The following is a 17,367-nucleotide window of genomic DNA, read 5'->3' as shown; positions in this document are numbered from 1 at the left end:
GTTGATAAGCGCGCCGCTAAGGCTTATTACTTTAGCAGGAGCCAAAAGTATATAGGTGCAGGAGTGATCGTGATCAGGCGTAGATACAAGTAAAAATTATCTTAGCTGAGAGATTATATGTGGAAATACAGCTACTACTACCATGGAAATAGAACAGATCGAACAAACACTAACGATTGCCAAAGGATCAACCTTATCAAATGATGTAGGCGGTCAGGAATTGTTTTTGACTACTCTTTTTGAGAGTGCCAGAAAATTAGATCCTTCCATTTTAGAACCTTTAATTGATGAAGAGGGAAGTTTTGAGGATGGTACCAAATATCTTTTTCTCAGCCAGCTTAAGCAGGTCTATAATATGGTTGGATTAAAAGACCAAATGGAAACAGTCCTTGAACAGCAAGCAGCTTGCGTTGGAGAAGCAAGCTGTAGATTCAAGGACGGAGTAGCTACCAAAGGCATGAAAGTTCAAGGCTTTAGGTGCTTTAGCAAACCCATGAAATCCCGTTTTTCAATCGAGCTACAACCCCGCTACAACCCCGCTTTTTGTTTTCTTTTGGCTTTGTACTCCGCTACGAGCAGCATGTTCTTTCCGACATCATGTTGTGCGGGAGTATAAAGCCTGCAAGCTATCAATATAGATAAGGTTACAATGGATTAATAGCCGGTAATTCAGCTTTTTTTGAGCAACTATTTTTTTATTCCAAATTAAGTATAGAGCGTCTTTTCTATACACATTTCCTGATCTGTTTGGGATTGGTTTCTCTTTCACTTATACCTGCTTTATTGACTATCAAGGAGGAGTTCATGTATTTAGTTTTGGGCTTTTCTCGAAAAATTGACAGCATGTATCAAGGATGCTTGTATCAAATCCACGAAAGGTCTAGCCCTGTCATAGAGAAGGTAAGTAATAATGACTTCTTTGATACTACGGCTTCCCTTGTAAAGTGGGGCAAGATGGGAGAATAAAGTTTTAACAACCATTAGCCTCCACCCCTGTCTTCACCAATAGTGGTACATACCTATGGGTAATCCAATCAACTGCCCCTTACTGCTGATCCCCTGCTAAGGCAAGGCAAGCACATTGGGTCCAAACTCTTCATAGTGAATATGGCTTTTCTCTATACCTAGTTTCACTAGGTCCTTGTATTGTTTTTCTATGAAGGGAGCAGGTCCACAGATGTAATACTGGGCATCCGGTAAAATAACTTCATGGCTAATTTGTTGCAGGTCCACTACCCCGGGATAGTATTCCTCCAGGGGCAAGGATTCATCCAGTACATCATAAAAGATATGACTTTGGAATTGCTCCCTTTGGTCTTTTAAACTAGTAATCTGTTCTTTGAACGCATGTACAGCCATGTTACGCGCGCCATGAATCCAGACGACATCCCGGTGGCTGGAAGTGCTGATCAGGTATTCGAGCATACTGATCAGGGGTGTTTGGCCTACTCCCCCACTGATGAGCACTACCGGGCCTTCTTTGCTGGTATCTAAAATGAAATCACCAGCCGGTGAGGCCATTTCCAGGATATCTCCTTCCTTCACATGCTCGTGTAAACGGTTAGAGATCATGCCATTGGGACGAATATTAGCTCCAGTTTCCTTTTTCACCGAAATCCGGTAATACTCTCCATTAGGGGCATTCGATATACTATACTGCCGGGGCTGAAACAAATTAAGCTCAGGTAGAAACAAACGTACACTCACAAATTGTCCCGGCAAAAAATCGGCTACTTTGCCTCCATCGGCCGGATAGAGATAGAAAGAGGTAATTTCTTCGGATTCCTTTACTTTCTCTTTCACCTGAAAAGGCCGCCAGCCGGTCCAGCCCCCTTCTTTGGCGATCGCCTGACTATACAGGGTTGCTTCCACCCCAGTCATCAATGCGGCTAATTGGCTATAAGCAACAGCCCAGGCATCTATTAATTCATCGCTGGCAGCATCCCCTAACACTTCTCTGATAGAGGCTAGCAGGTGCTTGCCCACAATAGCATAATGCTCCGGCCGGATATCCAGACTGACATGTTTATGGCCAATCTTAGTTACCGGAGAGGCTAGCACGGAAGGGTCCTCTATATTTTCGGCATAGGCCAGCACAGCCAGGGCCAGGGCTGTTTGCTGCTTGCCACTCTGCTGGTTACCCATGTTGAATACATTTTTCAGCTCCGGATGATGAGTGAACATGCGTCTGTAGAAATGCGAGGTTAACACCAGGCCATGCTCCCGAAGAATAGGCGCTGTGTCTTTGACTAATTGTTTTTGCTTGTTAGTGATCATAGATGGTTGCAAGAAAAGTTGACTACTAAAAAAGGCAAAAGTAGGCTCTTTCCACAAGACAATGAATGACAAAACTCATCTATGGCTATGCTTGATCTCAACTTTATAGTGAATAAAGATAGTTTACTAAAAGTATACGCCTGCAGGCATCCATCAGCTATAAGAAAGAATGTGCTCTTGATTCATTCTTACGCTGTAGCGAGGATAATCTGAGAGTAGATCCGGTTAATTAATTACCCGTTTGTGTAGTTAATGTAAATGGGACATTATTTTAACCATCCATTTCATTATTTTTAAATGAATGTAAAGAATAAATCTATTACAATCCTGTTGGATTATTTCCCTAACTTACCTAGTGGGCTAATACCCGGGAAATAAAATCAAAAACAAATACCTATTTGAATTTTTGGTATTTGTTTTTGATTGAATAAGTGCTAGATTCAAATAGAAATCCTATAGCTATGGCAACAGAACCTATTTCAAGACGTAATTTTATTACTAATCTGTCTGCCACAGGAGCTCTGCTAAGTTTGACAGATACACCCTTAGTGCAAGCTTACTCCACTTTTCCTGCTGCTTCAACCCCTCAAGCAGTGGTTGGTCCTATAAAGGTGATCTCTACACAGAAGCTATCAGAAGCTGAAATTGGGCAAATAAGATCAGCAGGCAATAACGTTGAATTACTTATGCTTGCAGACACCAAAGAAATAAATGCACATATTGCCGACGCTGAAGTTATTCTTGGTTCTGTAGATGCATCTCTTATAGGCCAGGCTAAAAAGCTTAAGTGGGTGCAAGTTTTTGGCGCAGGCGTTGAAAACATGCCTATGGAACTTATGGAGCATCCTTGCCTGCTCACCAATATGCAGCGTGTGTATGCACCTGTGATCGCTGAATCGGCTATTGGCCTTTTACTAAGCTTAACAAGGGGGTTAGCGCAAGAATCCATTCCTGCCTTCAAAGAACGTGCATGGTTACAAACAACCAATGTTGCCTTAGATGACCTGTATGGAAAAACGATTGGGATTGTAGGCATGGGAGGCATAGGCACAGAAACCGCCCGGCGTTTACATTATGGATTTAATATGCGGGTGCTGGCAACTGATGCCAAACCTTTGCCTAAACCTGAATTTGTGGCAGAGCTACATGATCCTACTTATTTGATGAAGATGGTACCGCAAGTGGATGTGCTGATGAGTGCGGCTCCTTTAACTAAACAAACTAAGCTGCTGTTTAACGAACAGGTCTTCTCTAAGATGAAACCATCTGCCTACTTTATCAATGTATCAAGAGGCGGTCTGGTGGATCAGCAAGCGTTAGTGAAAGCTTTGAAGGACAAGCGTATACGTGGAGCAGGACTTGACGTGACCACACCTGAACCTTTACCTGCAGACCACCCTTTGTGGGCTTGTTCCAATCTAGTGATTACTCCTCATAATTCTGGCATGGCTCCTGTTCGTCAGCTGAGAGCCATCGCCCTTGTGTGCGAAAATATGCGCAGGTATACCAATGGTTTACCTTTGATGAATGTAGTGGATAAGATGAAGGGTTATTAAGGGAGGTAGTTAAAATAACTACCCCTTTGCTGAAACTGCAGAATATTATTACTACATCCGCTCTCTTTTCATCGTCCACTTTTACAAGGAGGTTCAGATTTCGCCTGCCTTAGTTATTAAGCTCTTACAAACAAGCCCATTTTAGTTTTTTATACAGATCCGAATCAGCAATTCAATTTTCTCCTTCAGCTCATCCAAAGTATCCGAATTTTTCTTGAAGCCTATCACAGCTGATGAAATTATCAAGGCTACATCCTTTGGTTTTACATTGTTATTGAAACTAGTAGATGGAAAGTTTTTTAGCACCTTTTCTAAATCAGTTGTAAACAAATCGGTACTTCTTTTCATGCCTTCTTTGGCAAAGGAAAATTGGGTTTCATAAAGTTCCTTGCTTTCCGGGGATTGATTTAGATAAGCATACATTTCAATAACCCAGATATTGAGTACTTCCTTTAGTTGCAACAGGGGTTCATTTATTTTCAAAACCCTTTCTTCTACTTTTCTAGAAAGCTCATCTGACAGGCTTTCTACGAGTGCATTATATATTTCTTCCTTTTTAGAATAAATCAGATACAAGCCAGGTCTTGATATACCCGCGGCTTCAGCAATATCATGCATGGTTGTTTTTGTATATCCATATTTGAGGAATACACTTTTTGCCGCATGAAGTACTTTTTGGTCTTTTTCCATTCGTAAAATAATTCTGACAAATATACGATTTTTGTCAGAATTATATATACATTTGACAAAAATCGACTAAATGTAAAATGCCGATAATTTCTTTAACAGTATTCAAGTGCTTACTTTCTGCTGTCAATGGGAAGATGAAATTAGTTCTAGTAAGTACCTAGCTGCTGCCCGTCACCCAAAACCGAGATTTGTAAGTACTAGCATTCATTCCAATACTATGACAAAGTTAACTAGAAAGACAGAACCACTCCGGGGTGAGATGATTGTAGTAACCGGCACTTCGACTGGAATTGGCCATGCGACAGCCCAGGAACTTGCCAGACGAGGCTTCCATGTGCTGGCTGGTGTACGCAGAGAAATTGACGCCAGGGCTATGAGTGGCACCAATCTCGAGCCGGTCATGCTCGACATCACTAGTGAGTTTGACATTGCTGCACTGGTTACGCGTATTGGGGAAGATCCTGAGAAACGCCCTCTTCGCGCCTTGGTTAACAATGCGGCTATCGAAATTAATGCTCCCGTTGAAGTGCTGCCTCTCTCCGAGTGGCGTCGGCAATTTGATGTCAACCTCTTCGGTCAGGTAGCCATGATACAAGCCTTGTTGCCTGCCCTTATCAAGAGTCGTGGCAGAGTTGTCAACATCAGCTCCATTGGCGGTAAGGGAGCCATGGGGGTGTACGGGCCCTACGCCAGCACCAAGTTTGCCCTTGAAGCGGTCAGCGATGCCTTGCGTCGGGAAATGGAACCTTTTGATGTAAAGGTTATTGTTGTACAACCCGGTGCAGTTACAACACCTATGAGCACACAAGTCCGTGTCAAGGCTGAGCGCATAACAAGTGCCATGACTGCCGAGCAGCATGGCAGATACGGTGAACTGATGCACGCAATGGTCTCGCAGGCTGAGTCGTATATCAACAAAGCTGTGTCAGCCGAATGTGCGGGTCAAATAATAGCTGATGCCATCCTTAGCAAACGGCCTCGTACACGATACACTATTGGCCGCGATGCGGCTATGCTTTCTATTCTTTTCAGGCTCCTACCAGACCGGCTGCTCGATCGTATTATTGCCCGCAGTCTCAAGGCCCATTATCCTTCCGCTACCAAGTAAGACAAGCGTGTTTCCTTGTGAGTAGTAGAGAAAATAGTTAGTTGAGATATTTAATAGAGGCAAAAACGAAGAAGTATGATTTATGTATTCAAAACTTCCATACAAACCAAACACGAAGATGGGCAGGTGGGCCGGTTTTTAAATCAATGAGTCGAAAAGGCCAATGGAATGTTGACCTTGAAGACGGCGGGCAAAATTTTACGAATAGTTAGCCATACAGACCTAACCCAAATAATAATGAATGAGCTTAACAGCAGAGGGTTTGACTGTGAAGAGTTAACCTAGAACGAAATGAACTTCACTATAAAATGAAATACAAGCTTGTACAATTTATAAGACAACTAATGATAATAACGCTCATGTTAATAGGTGTTTTGGCCATAGCTACAGTACTGTATATGCAACAGCCTCAATTCGGCAAAGCCCCAAGTGGCAAGCGACTGGAACTACTAAAACAATCGCCTAATTTTAAGGAGGGAAGTTTTCAAAATATACACTTTACTCCCTTCATTACCGAAGGGTATTCCATGATCAAGATTACGTGGGATTTTATCTTTGGAAAATTTCCAAGGACAACCCCCATAGATACCATACCCTCTATTAAAACAGACTTAAAGGCACTATCCAAGAATGAAAATGTGTTAATTTGGTTTGGCCACTCTTCCTATTTTATTCAATTAGACGGGAAGCGATTTTTGGTAGATCCTGTCTTCAGCGGCAATGCATCCCCTGTACCTTATACGACCAGATCGTTTGCAGGTACGGATGTTTATACCGCTGATGATTTGCCCCAAATCGACTATCTGCTCATTACACACGACCATTATGACCATTTAGATTACCAAACTATTATGAAACTAAAACCAAAAATAAGAGGGGTGGTTTGCGGATTGGGCGTAGGCGAACATTTCCAATACTGGGGTTTTGATCAAAATATACTCATTGAAAAAGATTGGAACGAAACCATTTCTATATCCGATGATTTTACCCTGCATACGGCAACTGCCCGGCATTTTTCAGGCAGAAGTCTAACGCGAAATAATACCCTTTGGATGTCGTATATTTTGCAGACGGCTGATTATAAGCTGTATCTAGGAGGTGATAGCGGGTATGATACCCATTTTGAGCAGCTGGGCAAAAAATTTAATGGTTTTGATCTGGCGATTTTAGACAATGGACAATACAATGTAGCCTGGCAAGCCATTCATATGCTACCTGAGGAAGTGCTCCAAGCGGCACGTGACTTGAAGGCAGAACGTTTATTTCCAGTACATTCCTCAAAATTCAAGTTAGCTAATCATCCCTGGGATGAGCCCTTACGAACGATTACTGAACTTAAAGACAAAAACCATCCTATTTCACTAGTAACACCAAGAATAGGGGAAACAGTGTATTTGAATGACAATAACCAACTATTCTCGCAGTGGTGGCGGGAGATAAGATGAATTTATCACAGCTTTTTCCCCAAAAATGTGTTGCCAGAAAGGGATAGAAGGAAATGGCAGCCCCCTGTTTTTCGGACAAACCCAAAGAAGAACAAACATTCACTCTATCATAGTAAATAGGAAGGATTGAAGTTACCCGAAAGGGGAAGTTATTTTAACTTACTTTCATATATAGGCAAGAGGGTGGGTGAATAATGTACCTCTTAATTCCATATAATATTATCTTTCCTCTTATACCCATTTGTGAGGCCTCAATAATGGGTGAGTTAACCTAAAGCACTCTACGTATGACTCATAGCCAACAGCTATACAAGGTAGGTGAAAAACTATGCATCTCCTGTGTAACTTTTGTTTTTCAATCCCGTATGAATATTTATTCTGTAGTTAATACTTTAGAAATAAATATTAACTCTTAAGAAAGGATTAGAGGAAAATCGGAAAGGAGCTTAGGCTAGTGAAGATTTCTTTTAATCCTTTTCTTTTATTCCGGCCTGCCTATGTTTTACTTTCCCTCCTTTCACAATTGAGTCCCTACTGAGGTAATTATTTTATCAAGTGCGATATCGGTTTCCGGATTTGTGAGCGAGGTGATAGTCCAAAACAAGGATCAACAAAAATCGGTTGTATACAAGCCAGGCTATTAGGTTTTGCAGATTTAATTTTGCCCACTCAAAATCAAATGAATCAATGACAGAAGAGAATCAAAACGAGGGACTCACCGAAGACGAAAAAGCATTACTTTCAGAAATCTTATCAGAAGATGTATCAGACCTTTCGGAGTTTGGAGAATCCAGGCGGAATTTTCTAAAACAACTCACCATGGCAGGTGGTGGTATTCTGGCCTTTGAGCTATTTGGGGGACAAGAACTACTTGCCAGCCCAGCTACTCAACCATTTATAGAAAGCATTGAAAATGCTGTTACCCTCTCATTTAAAGTTAATGGTGCAAAAAAATCTCTTTCCTTGGATTCCAGAATGACTTTACTGGATACCCTTCGTGAACGATTGCAATTAACTGGTTCAAAAAAAGGATGTGACCATGGACAATGTGGTGCCTGTACGGTACTAGTAGATGGCAAGCGGGTACTTTCATGTCTTACGCTGGCAGCAAGTTGTAGCAATAAATCGGTTACTACCATTGAAGGTTTAGCTAAAGACGGTGAACTCCATCCCATGCAGGCTGCCTTTCTCAAGCACGATGGGTTTCAGTGCGGCTATTGCACTCCCGGTCAGATTTGCTCAGCCGTATCTTTACTCAGTGAAGCAAAAGATGGAGAAGTGAGTTATGTAACAGCCAATGTTCAAACGAGTAAAGGGGCCGTTAGTCTGTCAGAGGAGGAGATCAGGGAAAGAATGTCGGGGAATATTTGCCGTTGCGGGGCGTATCCTAACATTGTAGATGCCATCCGCGAAGTACATACTGGCAAAGGAGTAGCCCAAAACTGGCAATTTGTGGATGACAATCAAGCAAGCAACACCTCTGATCTACCCAAAAACGACAACAAATGAGACCTTTTATTTATACGCCCACAAGCACTGTATCTGCTGCCACCCAAAAGCTGAAAGCAAATCCCCATGCAAAATACCTGGCAGGAGGAACTAACCTGCTTGATCTGATGAAGGAAGATGTGGAAAAACCCACTGAGCTGGTAGATATTACCCGCCTGGTACTGACTGAGGTGAAAGCAATTACAACTGGTGTAAATAAAGGAGGTATAACTATCGGTGCGTTAGGTAAAAATACAGACACCGCCAATCATCCGTTAATCCGGCAGAATTTCCCACTGCTTACACAATCAATACTAGCTGGTGCCTCTGCACAGATCCGGAATATGGCTTCTAATGGCGGGAATCTGAATCAGCGTACCCGATGCCCTTATTTTTATGAAACCTCCATGCCCTGCAATAAGCGTGAACCGGGAAGTGGATGTGGGGCTCTTGAAGGTATCAATCGGATGCATGCCATTTTTGGCTGGTCCCAAGCTTGTGTAGCAGTTCACCCCTCGGATATGTGTGTGGCGCTGGCAGCTCTGGATGCGGTAGTGAAAGTGCAAGGTGCAGATGGAAAAGAACGGAGCATTCCTTTTACCGACTACCACCGTTTGCCGGGAGATACGCCCCAGAAAGATAATACGCTGAATCCGGGCGAACTGATTACGTCCATTGAAATTCCAATAAATAATTTTGCCAATACCTCTTATTACCTGAAAGTACGGGATAGGGCGAGTTACGCCTTTGCGCTTATTTCTGTAGCTGCCGGCGTTGAATTAGAGGGTACCCGCATAAAGCAAGCTAAAATAGCTCTGGGTGGTGTTGCCCATAAACCCTGGCGAGCCTTGGAAGCCGAAAAATTCCTGATTGGCAAAGAAGCTACTGAAGCCAATTTTAAACAAGCGGCCGAACTGGAAATGAAAAGTGCAAAACCACTGGAACACAACGAATTTAAAATTGAATTGGGCAAACGTGCCATAACCAGAGCTTTGATGCAGGCTATGACTGGAGGAAAAGCGTAAGTTACCTTACAAAATAAATAGCAGGATTTACATCGCCTACTACTAATTGAAGCAAACACCACAATGTTAACCACACAAACAACCTTATCCAGATGAGTGAAGTGAAGAATGTTGGTCAGGCCATAAACCGCATAGACGGCATAGTGAAAGTAACCGGAACTGCTACCTATGCCACAGATTATATACTCAAAAATACAGCACATGCCGTTATTTTTAAGAGCACCATCGCCGCTGGGAAGATTACAAAAATGGATACAACGGACGCAGAAAAATCAGCTGGTGTGTTAGCTGTGATCACCCATAAAAATGCACCCAAATTAAATGCGAAAGGTGGCATCCGGGGAGGAGCTTTACTGCAAAGTCCAGATATTGAATTCTATGGCCAGCATATTGGTGTAGTGGTTGCCGAAACTTTTGAGCAAGCCCGTTATGCAGCAAAGCTTGTGAAGGTAACGTATGAAAAAGGGGAAGCAAAAGTAGATTTTGCAAAACATGCCAAAGAAGCAGTTTTACCCAAAGAAGAAGAGAAAGCCGATGCCATCCGGGGTGATGTAGAAAGTGCTTTCAATAATGCCGAGTTCAAAATGGAAGCTGTGTATGAAACACCTATTGAACACCATAATCCGATGGAACCTCATTCCACCATTGCTTTCTGGGAAGGCGAAAAAGTGACGTTGTATAATGGATCTCAGATTGTGAATGGAGCACAAACTGCCGCAGCTGCTACGCTGAATATAAAACCTGAAAATGTCCGCATTGTTACGCCGCATATTGGTGGAGGATTTGGGTCAAAAGGAGGACAATGGGCAAACCTGGTACTTACAGCTGTGGCAGCTAAAACGGTTAATCGCCCTGTTAAATTAGCGCTTACCCGTCAGCAAATGTTTAATTCAGTGGGGCTTCGCCAGAAAAATCAGCAAAAGATCCGGCTGGCGGCAACCAAAGATGGTAAACTGACTGCCTTGGCACATGAAACAACTACACATAGTGCCATTAATAATGAGTTTGTGGAACCTTGTGGCGACTGTTCTAAAGTGATGTATGAGACGCCTAATTCTCTCATTTCCTACCGGGTAGTACCCATGAACATCATTTTACCCACCTATACCCGTGGACCAGGAAAGTCTACCGGCAGTTTTGCCCTCGAATCGGCTATGGATGAACTGGCCTATCAGCTGAAAATAGATCCAATCGAATTCCGGATTAAAAACGAGCCTGCCAAAGATCCATCAAATGGCAAACCCTGGTCATCACGCACTACCGTTCAGTGTTTACAGGAAGGAGCCAAAGCATTCGGGTGGGAAAAGCGAAAAATGGAACCACGTCAACAGGAACAGGGAGAATATTTAATTGGATATGGTGTGGCTTGTGGGTCTTATCCTGCCCGGCAACGGGATACTTCAGCCATTGTAAAATTATCCCGCAAAGGTAGTGACGTAAAAGCAACTATTGAACTAGCTGCCTCCGACCTGGGCACCGGTACACACACCATTATTGCACAAACCGCCTCCGATGCGTTGGGTATACCAATTAAAAATATAACCGTACATATTGGAGACTCGTCCTTACCCCCAGCCGCTGGTTCGGTAGGTTCGGTAGGCGCTGCCAGTTTTGCCAATGCCGTAAACGATGCCTGCAATAAAATTACCGATGAGTTGCTAGCTAAATCCGGCAAACAGTTTTTTGCCAGGCCAACAGCTGCATCATTAATGGTTTCAGAAAATATCGCCGAATTTCAAACCAGGATGGATGCCAAACCACCTGCAGATGCAGACCAGTATTCTGCCCATAGTTTTAATGCTAATTTTGCAGAAGTGTGGGTAAACAAATATACCGGGATGGTACGAGTTCCCCGCTTTCTGGCAGTAACAGGTGCCGGAAAGATTTTGAACCCGAAAACAGCCCGTTCCCAGATTATCGGGGGATGTGTATGGGGCATAGGCATGGCACTTACCGAAGAATCTATACTCGATCCACGCTGGGGAAATTTTGTTACCCGTTCCCTGGCAGAATATCACGTTCCCTCTAATTTGGATATTGGAAAAATTGAAACCATTTTTATTAATGAAATAGACACAAAGCCAAACACATTAGGAGTAAAAGGAATTGGTGAAGTAGGTATTGTAGGAGTGGCAGGAGCAGTAGCCAATGCCATTTTTAATGCAACCGGAAAACGGGTTCGTGAATTGCCCATTACCCCAGATAAGTTATTGTAAATAACGAAAAGGTTTATTGTGGAAAGTAAAGTATAGTTGCTTTAACTCCCCCTTTATTATTACCGTTTAAATTCTATCTGTACCAGAATTGATGCTTAACTTATTGTCCGCATTTTTGTGGGAGGATCAGAGAAAACCATTAACCTATGGCTGTGTTTAGTCTACTCTTAATCACCTGTTTTTGAAAAACTTCCTCGCCTAAATGCACTAGGAGATACCTTTGTCTTTTGCTTGAACAATTTATTAAACGATTGCGGGTGCTCAAAACCTAATCCATAGGCGATCTCAGCTGTAGTGAGTGTGGTCTGGCTGAGCAATACTTTTGCTTTTTCTACGAGCAACAAATGTATATGTTGCTGAGTAGTTTTGCCTGTTAGCGAGCGGAGCATATCTGAAAGATATCGTTGGGAGACCTTCAAGTGCTGGGCTACCTCCTGTGGAGAAGGTAAGCCAATCTCTAACCCATCTTGCTTATCTAATCGATCATTGAGATAGAGGTTCATGCGATTGATCAGCTCATGATATACCCCCTTTCGCGTGAGAAACTGCCGGTTATAAAATCTGTTACTATGAGCGAGCAGTAATTCAAGCTGCGAAACTAGCACCTGCTGACTGAATTGATCCATATTATTTTCCAGTTCCCTTGCCATTGCCTCAAAAAGTAAGGCAACGACATGTTTTTCTTTTTCGGAAAGAAATAAGGCCTCACTGACAGCATACGAAAAAAAGCCATAGCTATGAATGGATTGTGCCAGCCCATGTTGGGCTAACAGGTCAGGATGAAAAAACAGGGCATACCCTTCATGGTCGGTAGGGTCGCCTGAAAGCAGGACCGGCTGATGAGGAGCCAAGAACGCCAGACCACCGTTTTTGAAATCATATTGCCTGGGGCCATATTTCACACTACCATGAAAACTTTTTTTAAAGGATATCTTGTAGAAATCGAGTTCAAACCAATGGCCGGCATCGGTAAGATCCATTGGCTGTTTATCGTAATCGATCAGGGTGATCAACGGATGCAAGGGTGCCGGCAAGCCAAGCCGCTGCATCAGATCAGCGATACTGCTAAAGATTAATCTAACATCAGTCGACTGCTTCATGATCGTTTACTTATTTCAGTGATATAAATATAAAAAAGATCGCATCAGTTTTGAGCAGTGGGTCGGATTACAATATCTCCCACGTCCACATTGTCTGGCTGTTCAATCGCATAGGCGACCGCCTGTGCAATGGCGCTTGCCGGAATGGCGATCTGATCAGCTTGTTTTTGGATAGTAGTTCTCATGCTTTCGTTTTTGATGTTGCTTACGAATTCAGTGCTCACATATCCTGGCGAGATACCGGTTACGCGCCAGCGACCCTCTGATTCCTGCCGCAAAGCTTCACTGATGGTGCGTACCGCATTTTTAGTTGCTGCATACACTCCCATTGTTGGGACGATACTGATACCGGCCGTGGATATAATATTGATGAAGTGGCCTGATGCTTGTTTTTTGAATATGGGCATGGCTGCCGCAATGCCGTAAAGTGTGCCTTTCAGGTTTACATCGATCATTTGTTCCCATCCATCAAGGTCCAGTTCTTCCATCCGGTATAGCTGGCTAATACCAGCGTTGTTGATCATCACATCCAACCTGCCGAAATTTTCAATGGCTACTGCTGTAAGTTTTACTAAATCCTCTCGTCGCGTTACGTCCATTTCCATATATGCTGCTTGACCGCCATTTTCCCCAATACGATTGGCTATCCGCTTTAAACGCTCAGCTCTACGTGCACCAAGTACCACTTTGGCACCACGGGCTGCTAACAGGTCTGCCATTGCTTCCCCAATGCCACTGCTGGCACCGGTAATTACTATAACTTTATCTTCTATTGCGCTTTTCATGTTCGTTCGTTGTATAGGACAAAGTTCTGCAATACAGAATACAACAGTGTAGCCGAAATAGTTAAAAATGTAGTCGAAGTAGCAAATAACAAGGTTCACAGTTATTTAATATGAGTCTTTTAAACCTGGAATGACAGAAGTTCAATTTTTCGCATTCGGAAAGGTTCAAATTAAACTAATAGGAATAAAATGAGTTCCCACGTTAAGATGGAGATAAAAAGAACACAGGTTTTCTTAAGTCACAAGAAAGGGGCGTATGATGAAACACAAAAACGCACCTTTAGTACTGATAACAATTGGTAGAAGAAAAATGATCTGCAGGCTACTCCCTGAAGAGTGCAGGATAGATACCCTCTGATAATAAGTCCCTCATACACCTTACTTTCTGCCAACAATCATCATATGCGGACTCAGGGAAATTAAATATGGATCCTTTTCGGTTAGCTCTAAAAGAGACATGAGTGCCTTTTTTTTCACCGGGTTTTCCCAGTTTTGAAAAAAGTCTTTATCTAACCAACTCATCCCCTCCACGGCTATCAAATCTATTTCCCGTAAATCTACCTGCTTGAACTCATTGATCAATTCATCAGGTTTATGAAAAAAAGCCTGGGGTAAGAATAATGCCTGATTATCTTGTGGAGGGTTGTGCAAACCGGTCAGCAAATGGCTTCTACACATCTGATAGAATCCCTGCTGATGAATCATGCCGTTCAAAAGACCTACAAGCGTATAAGAAGCATAGTTGATGGCTACTGCCAGGATCACTCCATTTTTCTTGCACACTCTTTTAGCTTCTTTGATGGCCTTTATTCGCTCACTTCCGGATTGAAGATGATACAGGGGACCATGAACAAGGACCAAATCTGCCAAATTATCTGCAAAGCAAAGCCTTTTGGATTCTCCCAGATAGCAAGTGAATTTTTGCTTATGTTCACTCATCCTACTTTTAGCCTTACGGATATGTTTGGCCACAGGATCTACTAAATGCACCTGATGGCCAAGGTCTGCTAACCATTGGGAATAGATTCCTGTCCCTCCTCCTACATCTATAACCACCCGTTTAGGTGATTTTATGTAACGACCTATGAGCGTTTTGTTTCTTTCTAGTTCTAAAGGACCAAGTCCTTTTGTATACCGATCCTCATCAGAAACTTTACAATAAAACGCTTCAATCTCGCTATTGATCAAATTTTGTGGTTTCATAGCAATGGGAGGATGAATGTTTTTTGGGAAAAACCAACAAGCAATGAAAAATCTGATAAAGAAATATTGGTAGGTAAGCTAAGCTAGAGCTACCTACAGGAGGATATACCTGCATAAGTTCTTACTAAAATATAGGTTTGCTGCTGTTATGAATTAACAATAGGTGATCATACAAGCTCTGGGAGAGCTATAATGAAAGAAAAGTGGCTATATGTTAGTAAGATAATTTGATGCTGCAAGTACGTAATTTTAGGTAAGCAAAACAAGAGAAGAACAGGCTGTTTTTAAGTTGGTCTTGTCCTGATACAGATAGACAAAAACAGCAATTTACTTTTACTAAAAAAGAGGACAAAAGGAGAAAGAAGAAATTTGAATTAGTGAGCTATGTTTTCCCCTTCTTGCCCCTCTTAGTGAGTTTCAAGAAAGGGGTAGTTAATTTAACTGTATCTCTATTTGCTTTATGAGAATCCGCCGTAGGTTTAGTTGATGATTGTTCCATCCTAAATGATAAAAGGTATCAGTAGCAAACACAAGTTTAAAGGTTAGTGTATTAGCTTGCCAAAGGATATAAGCTATATCCCTTTCAACCACGGTATTATTGAGATTGAGTGGATTTTGCTGAATAGAAAAAGCCTTAAAAGCTATAAAATTTCCTCTTACTGCTGCTAATCCCTTATACGTAGAGCCCGGTGTGCTGAGGATAGAGTTTTCAGTATAATCTGCCATCACTTCTTCCAGATTGTTTTCTTGAAAGGCTTTCCAATGATGGCCTGTTATACCTATGAGTGTGAAAAGTAAATAATTTAAATTAGAGATATTGAAAGCCTAGGTGAAGTTTGGGCTTTTTTATTATTTTAATTAATTAATCTCATATCTCAATGAATAGCTTCATAATTGATAATGTTCTAAATATAGAAGTAGATAGAAATAAATATGTAAATGAAACTAATGCTTTAATAAGCTTAGTACATGGTTTAATCCTAATTTATAATTCCATACGACCACATGAATTAAAAATTCAACCTGCATCAGAAAGAAGTAATGTATATATCTGGGGTGCTCATGAACATATTCCAGAAGAATTGTATAATACCCTTCCTAGTCTATTCTATTGGTTTTCCATCTCCATTATGAACTATGCTAGATTAGCTGGGTTTATTGTTGGAAAAGAAACAGGTAAAATTTCTCAAGCCGATCTTTCGATAAGTCTTACTGATATTGAAACTAAGAAAGCACATAACAATATTAAAGAAACATGTAATGAGTATATTAAATCTATTGTAGAATTGAATGAGGTTGATATATGGAGAAATAAAGTTGCAGCACACTTTGCTTTAACTTTTCCACATAAAGATAATCTTCCTACTATGCTTTCATCTATTCTGTACCCAGTAGCTTTCGATAATGGCAGATTTAGAACAGGAACAACAATAATGACAATGTCGGATCCAAACTCAAGCCATGAGTCAAATATTCCTTTATGGTCAGTAACCGAACTTTTTGAAGCTCTTAAAGAGCGGTTTTGGCCTAGTTTAACCTTTAATTCTTAAGACTTTTTTTATTTCCTCTACTCCATAAGAAGTAGTTCTGGGCTGAACATTAAGGATATCTGGATCATAGAAGAAATTATTGAGTAAAGTAGCCGGATATATTCCGGCTACTATCCACTACAACTAGTTTAGTAGATTATTAGTAATTTCTCTAATAATGTCAAGTACCGCTTCGAAAACATCTTTATTATAAAGTTCTAAAGCATTATTGATTAAATCAATTAGTGACTTGATAGGTACATGGCGGTGCGTGTCGCCTTTCTTCTTTTTTGATTTTTTACTGTTGGATTTTTTTCTTTTAGTTTTTTTGGAGATGAAAATAGATTCTGAAAAGCATAGGAATAGCATTTCTAATAGAGATGGTAGCATGATAACCGAAGAAGGTTACAAGGTTGTGGGAACCAACAAGAAAGCAGGGATTAATTAAAATACTTTCAGATTGATTGGTAAAAGACTAGACTCACCGCCTATGCCTAGTGAAAAGTATGGAAGGAAATATGATTCGAGGGTGTTAATGAATCAGATACTTTTTACATTATAAATGTACTGTAAAATCTGTTGAAATACAATAAAACTGGCCATTTATTTTGTCTTTCTATGATGGCCTGCGAGGGTGATTTGCTAGTAGAGTATTATATTCATTGATCTCCTCCCAATAAATCACTTACATAAGAAGTAAAGCCAAAGGGGTGGTAAAATTAACTATCCAAAATTACAACAAAGACCTATAGGATCGGCGGCCGATACGAAGGCAAATAAGGGATTAAACTCGATCCCTTCCGTTCTTGGTCATTATCCGGTCGGTCTTATGATCGGCAGAAATAACCTATCTATGAATTGTACCTATATATTCTCATCCATTCGATTCATTCAGAGGGGCTTTTTTATTTTTACGTATTAATACCTATTGTACACAATCTATTC

The 17,367-nt window shown here is 41.4% G+C and carries 14 protein-coding genes; 8 read left to right on the top strand and 6 right to left on the bottom strand.

What is annotated here, in order from left to right; translation table 11 throughout:
- Positions 1 to 142: 142 nt before the first annotated feature.
- Positions 143 to 616 (top strand): hypothetical protein, encoded by a 474-nt coding sequence (locus Q0590_RS31540; RefSeq protein WP_302041648.1) that lies wholly within the window; start codon positions 143 to 145, stop codon positions 614 to 616.
- Positions 617 to 1,062: 446 nt separating this feature from the next.
- Here Q0590_RS31540 and hmpA read toward each other — a convergent pair whose 3' ends face one another.
- Positions 1,063 to 2,277, bottom strand: a complete 1,215-nt coding sequence (gene hmpA, locus Q0590_RS31535) for an NO-inducible flavohemoprotein (RefSeq protein WP_302041647.1) — start codon at positions 2,275 to 2,277, stop codon at positions 1,063 to 1,065.
- 461 nt (positions 2,278 to 2,738) lie between these two features.
- On the opposite strand from hmpA, the gene Q0590_RS31530 reads away from it, so the two are divergent.
- Complete coding sequence (locus Q0590_RS31530; RefSeq protein WP_302041646.1) at positions 2,739 to 3,833, top strand: D-2-hydroxyacid dehydrogenase; 1,095 nt, start codon at positions 2,739 to 2,741, stop codon at positions 3,831 to 3,833.
- A 141-nt stretch (positions 3,834 to 3,974) separates the two neighbouring features.
- On the opposite strand, the gene Q0590_RS31525 is transcribed toward Q0590_RS31530, so the two are convergent.
- Complete coding sequence (locus tag Q0590_RS31525) at positions 3,975 to 4,523, bottom strand: TetR/AcrR family transcriptional regulator (protein ID WP_302041645.1); 549 nt, start codon at positions 4,521 to 4,523, stop codon at positions 3,975 to 3,977.
- A gap of 217 nt (positions 4,524 to 4,740) precedes the next feature.
- Here Q0590_RS31525 and Q0590_RS31520 point away from each other — a divergent pair, with 217 nt between their 5' ends.
- The 5 genes from Q0590_RS31520 to Q0590_RS31500 all read left to right on the top strand — a co-directional run bounded on the left by Q0590_RS31520 (position 4,741) and on the right by Q0590_RS31500 (position 11,805).
- Entirely contained in the window at positions 4,741 to 5,631 is an 891-nt protein-coding gene (locus tag Q0590_RS31520; RefSeq protein WP_366970574.1) for an SDR family NAD(P)-dependent oxidoreductase, read from the top strand.
- A gap of 398 nt (positions 5,632 to 6,029) precedes the next feature.
- On the top strand, positions 6,030 to 7,076 hold the full coding sequence (locus Q0590_RS31515; protein WP_302041644.1) for an MBL fold metallo-hydrolase: 1,047 nt from the start codon (positions 6,030 to 6,032) through the stop codon (positions 7,074 to 7,076).
- A 687-nt stretch (positions 7,077 to 7,763) separates the two neighbouring features.
- Positions 7,764 to 8,585 carry a 2Fe-2S iron-sulfur cluster-binding protein gene (locus tag Q0590_RS31510; RefSeq protein WP_302041643.1) on the top strand — a complete coding sequence of 274 codons (822 nt, stop codon included), beginning with the start codon at positions 7,764 to 7,766 and terminating at the stop codon, positions 8,583 to 8,585.
- On the top strand, positions 8,582 to 9,589 hold the full coding sequence (locus Q0590_RS31505; RefSeq protein WP_302041642.1) for an FAD binding domain-containing protein: 1,008 nt from the start codon (positions 8,582 to 8,584) through the stop codon (positions 9,587 to 9,589). Before Q0590_RS31510 ends, Q0590_RS31505 begins: the two co-directional genes overlap by 4 nt.
- Positions 9,590 to 9,681: 92 nt before the next feature.
- The gene (locus Q0590_RS31500) at positions 9,682 to 11,805 is read left to right on the top strand and encodes a xanthine dehydrogenase family protein molybdopterin-binding subunit (RefSeq protein ID WP_302041641.1); all 2,124 of its coding nucleotides are present in this window, start codon (positions 9,682 to 9,684) and stop codon (positions 11,803 to 11,805) included.
- 167 nt (positions 11,806 to 11,972) lie between these two features.
- Here the strand turns inward: Q0590_RS31500 and Q0590_RS31495 are convergent, their stop codons facing one another.
- The 4 genes from Q0590_RS31495 to Q0590_RS31480 all read right to left on the bottom strand — a co-directional run bounded on the left by Q0590_RS31495 (position 11,973) and on the right by Q0590_RS31480 (position 15,619).
- Positions 11,973 to 12,905, bottom strand: coding sequence for a helix-turn-helix domain-containing protein (locus Q0590_RS31495; protein ID WP_302041640.1), 933 nt, complete (start codon positions 12,903 to 12,905; stop codon positions 11,973 to 11,975).
- Between the two features lie 44 nt (positions 12,906 to 12,949).
- The gene (locus tag Q0590_RS31490) at positions 12,950 to 13,690 is read right to left on the bottom strand and encodes an SDR family oxidoreductase (RefSeq protein ID WP_302041639.1); all 741 of its coding nucleotides are present in this window, start codon (positions 13,688 to 13,690) and stop codon (positions 12,950 to 12,952) included.
- A gap of 378 nt (positions 13,691 to 14,068) precedes the next feature.
- Positions 14,069 to 14,893 carry a class I SAM-dependent methyltransferase gene (locus Q0590_RS31485; RefSeq protein ID WP_302041638.1) on the bottom strand — a complete coding sequence of 275 codons (825 nt, stop codon included), beginning with the start codon at positions 14,891 to 14,893 and terminating at the stop codon, positions 14,069 to 14,071.
- Positions 14,894 to 15,325: 432 nt separating this feature from the next.
- A complete protein-coding gene (locus tag Q0590_RS31480) occupies positions 15,326 to 15,619 on the bottom strand; it encodes a hypothetical protein (RefSeq protein ID WP_302041637.1) in 294 nt (97 codons plus the stop codon).
- 152 nt (positions 15,620 to 15,771) lie between these two features.
- On the opposite strand from Q0590_RS31480, the gene Q0590_RS31475 reads away from it, so the two are divergent.
- Positions 15,772 to 16,443 carry a hypothetical protein gene (locus Q0590_RS31475; protein WP_302041636.1) on the top strand — a complete coding sequence of 224 codons (672 nt, stop codon included), beginning with the start codon at positions 15,772 to 15,774 and terminating at the stop codon, positions 16,441 to 16,443.
- Positions 16,444 to 17,367 lie beyond the last annotated feature (924 nt).

Origin of the sequence: Rhodocytophaga aerolata, assembly GCF_030503435.1 — a bacterium.
Lineage (GTDB): Bacteria > Bacteroidota > Bacteroidia > Cytophagales > 172606-1 > Rhodocytophaga > Rhodocytophaga aerolata.
This window is presented reverse-complemented; position numbering and strand designations above follow the sequence as displayed.

Excerpts from the sequence above, each read along its gene's own strand:
- Q0590_RS31540 (WP_302041648.1), top strand. The coding sequence starts at position 143 with ATGGAAATAGAACAGATCGAACAAACACTAACGATTGCCAAAGGATCA.
- hmpA (WP_302041647.1), bottom strand. The coding sequence starts at position 2,277 with ATGATCACTAACAAGCAAAAACAATTAGTCAAAGACACAGCGCCTATT.
- Q0590_RS31530 (WP_302041646.1), top strand. The coding sequence starts at position 2,739 with ATGGCAACAGAACCTATTTCAAGACGTAATTTTATTACTAATCTGTCT.
- Q0590_RS31525 (WP_302041645.1), bottom strand. The coding sequence starts at position 4,523 with ATGGAAAAAGACCAAAAAGTACTTCATGCGGCAAAAAGTGTATTCCTC.
- Q0590_RS31520 (WP_366970574.1), top strand. The coding sequence starts at position 4,741 with ATGACAAAGTTAACTAGAAAGACAGAACCACTCCGGGGTGAGATGATT.
- Q0590_RS31515 (WP_302041644.1), top strand. The coding sequence starts at position 6,030 with ATGCAACAGCCTCAATTCGGCAAAGCCCCAAGTGGCAAGCGACTGGAA.
- Q0590_RS31510 (WP_302041643.1), top strand. The coding sequence starts at position 7,764 with ATGACAGAAGAGAATCAAAACGAGGGACTCACCGAAGACGAAAAAGCA.
- Q0590_RS31505 (WP_302041642.1), top strand. The coding sequence starts at position 8,582 with ATGAGACCTTTTATTTATACGCCCACAAGCACTGTATCTGCTGCCACC.
- Q0590_RS31500 (WP_302041641.1), top strand. The coding sequence starts at position 9,682 with ATGAGTGAAGTGAAGAATGTTGGTCAGGCCATAAACCGCATAGACGGC.
- Q0590_RS31495 (WP_302041640.1), bottom strand. The coding sequence starts at position 12,905 with ATGAAGCAGTCGACTGATGTTAGATTAATCTTTAGCAGTATCGCTGAT.
- Q0590_RS31490 (WP_302041639.1), bottom strand. The coding sequence starts at position 13,690 with ATGAAAAGCGCAATAGAAGATAAAGTTATAGTAATTACCGGTGCCAGC.
- Q0590_RS31485 (WP_302041638.1), bottom strand. The coding sequence starts at position 14,893 with ATGAAACCACAAAATTTGATCAATAGCGAGATTGAAGCGTTTTATTGT.
- Q0590_RS31480 (WP_302041637.1), bottom strand. The coding sequence starts at position 15,619 with ATGGCAGATTATACTGAAAACTCTATCCTCAGCACACCGGGCTCTACG.
- Q0590_RS31475 (WP_302041636.1), top strand. The coding sequence starts at position 15,772 with ATGAATAGCTTCATAATTGATAATGTTCTAAATATAGAAGTAGATAGA.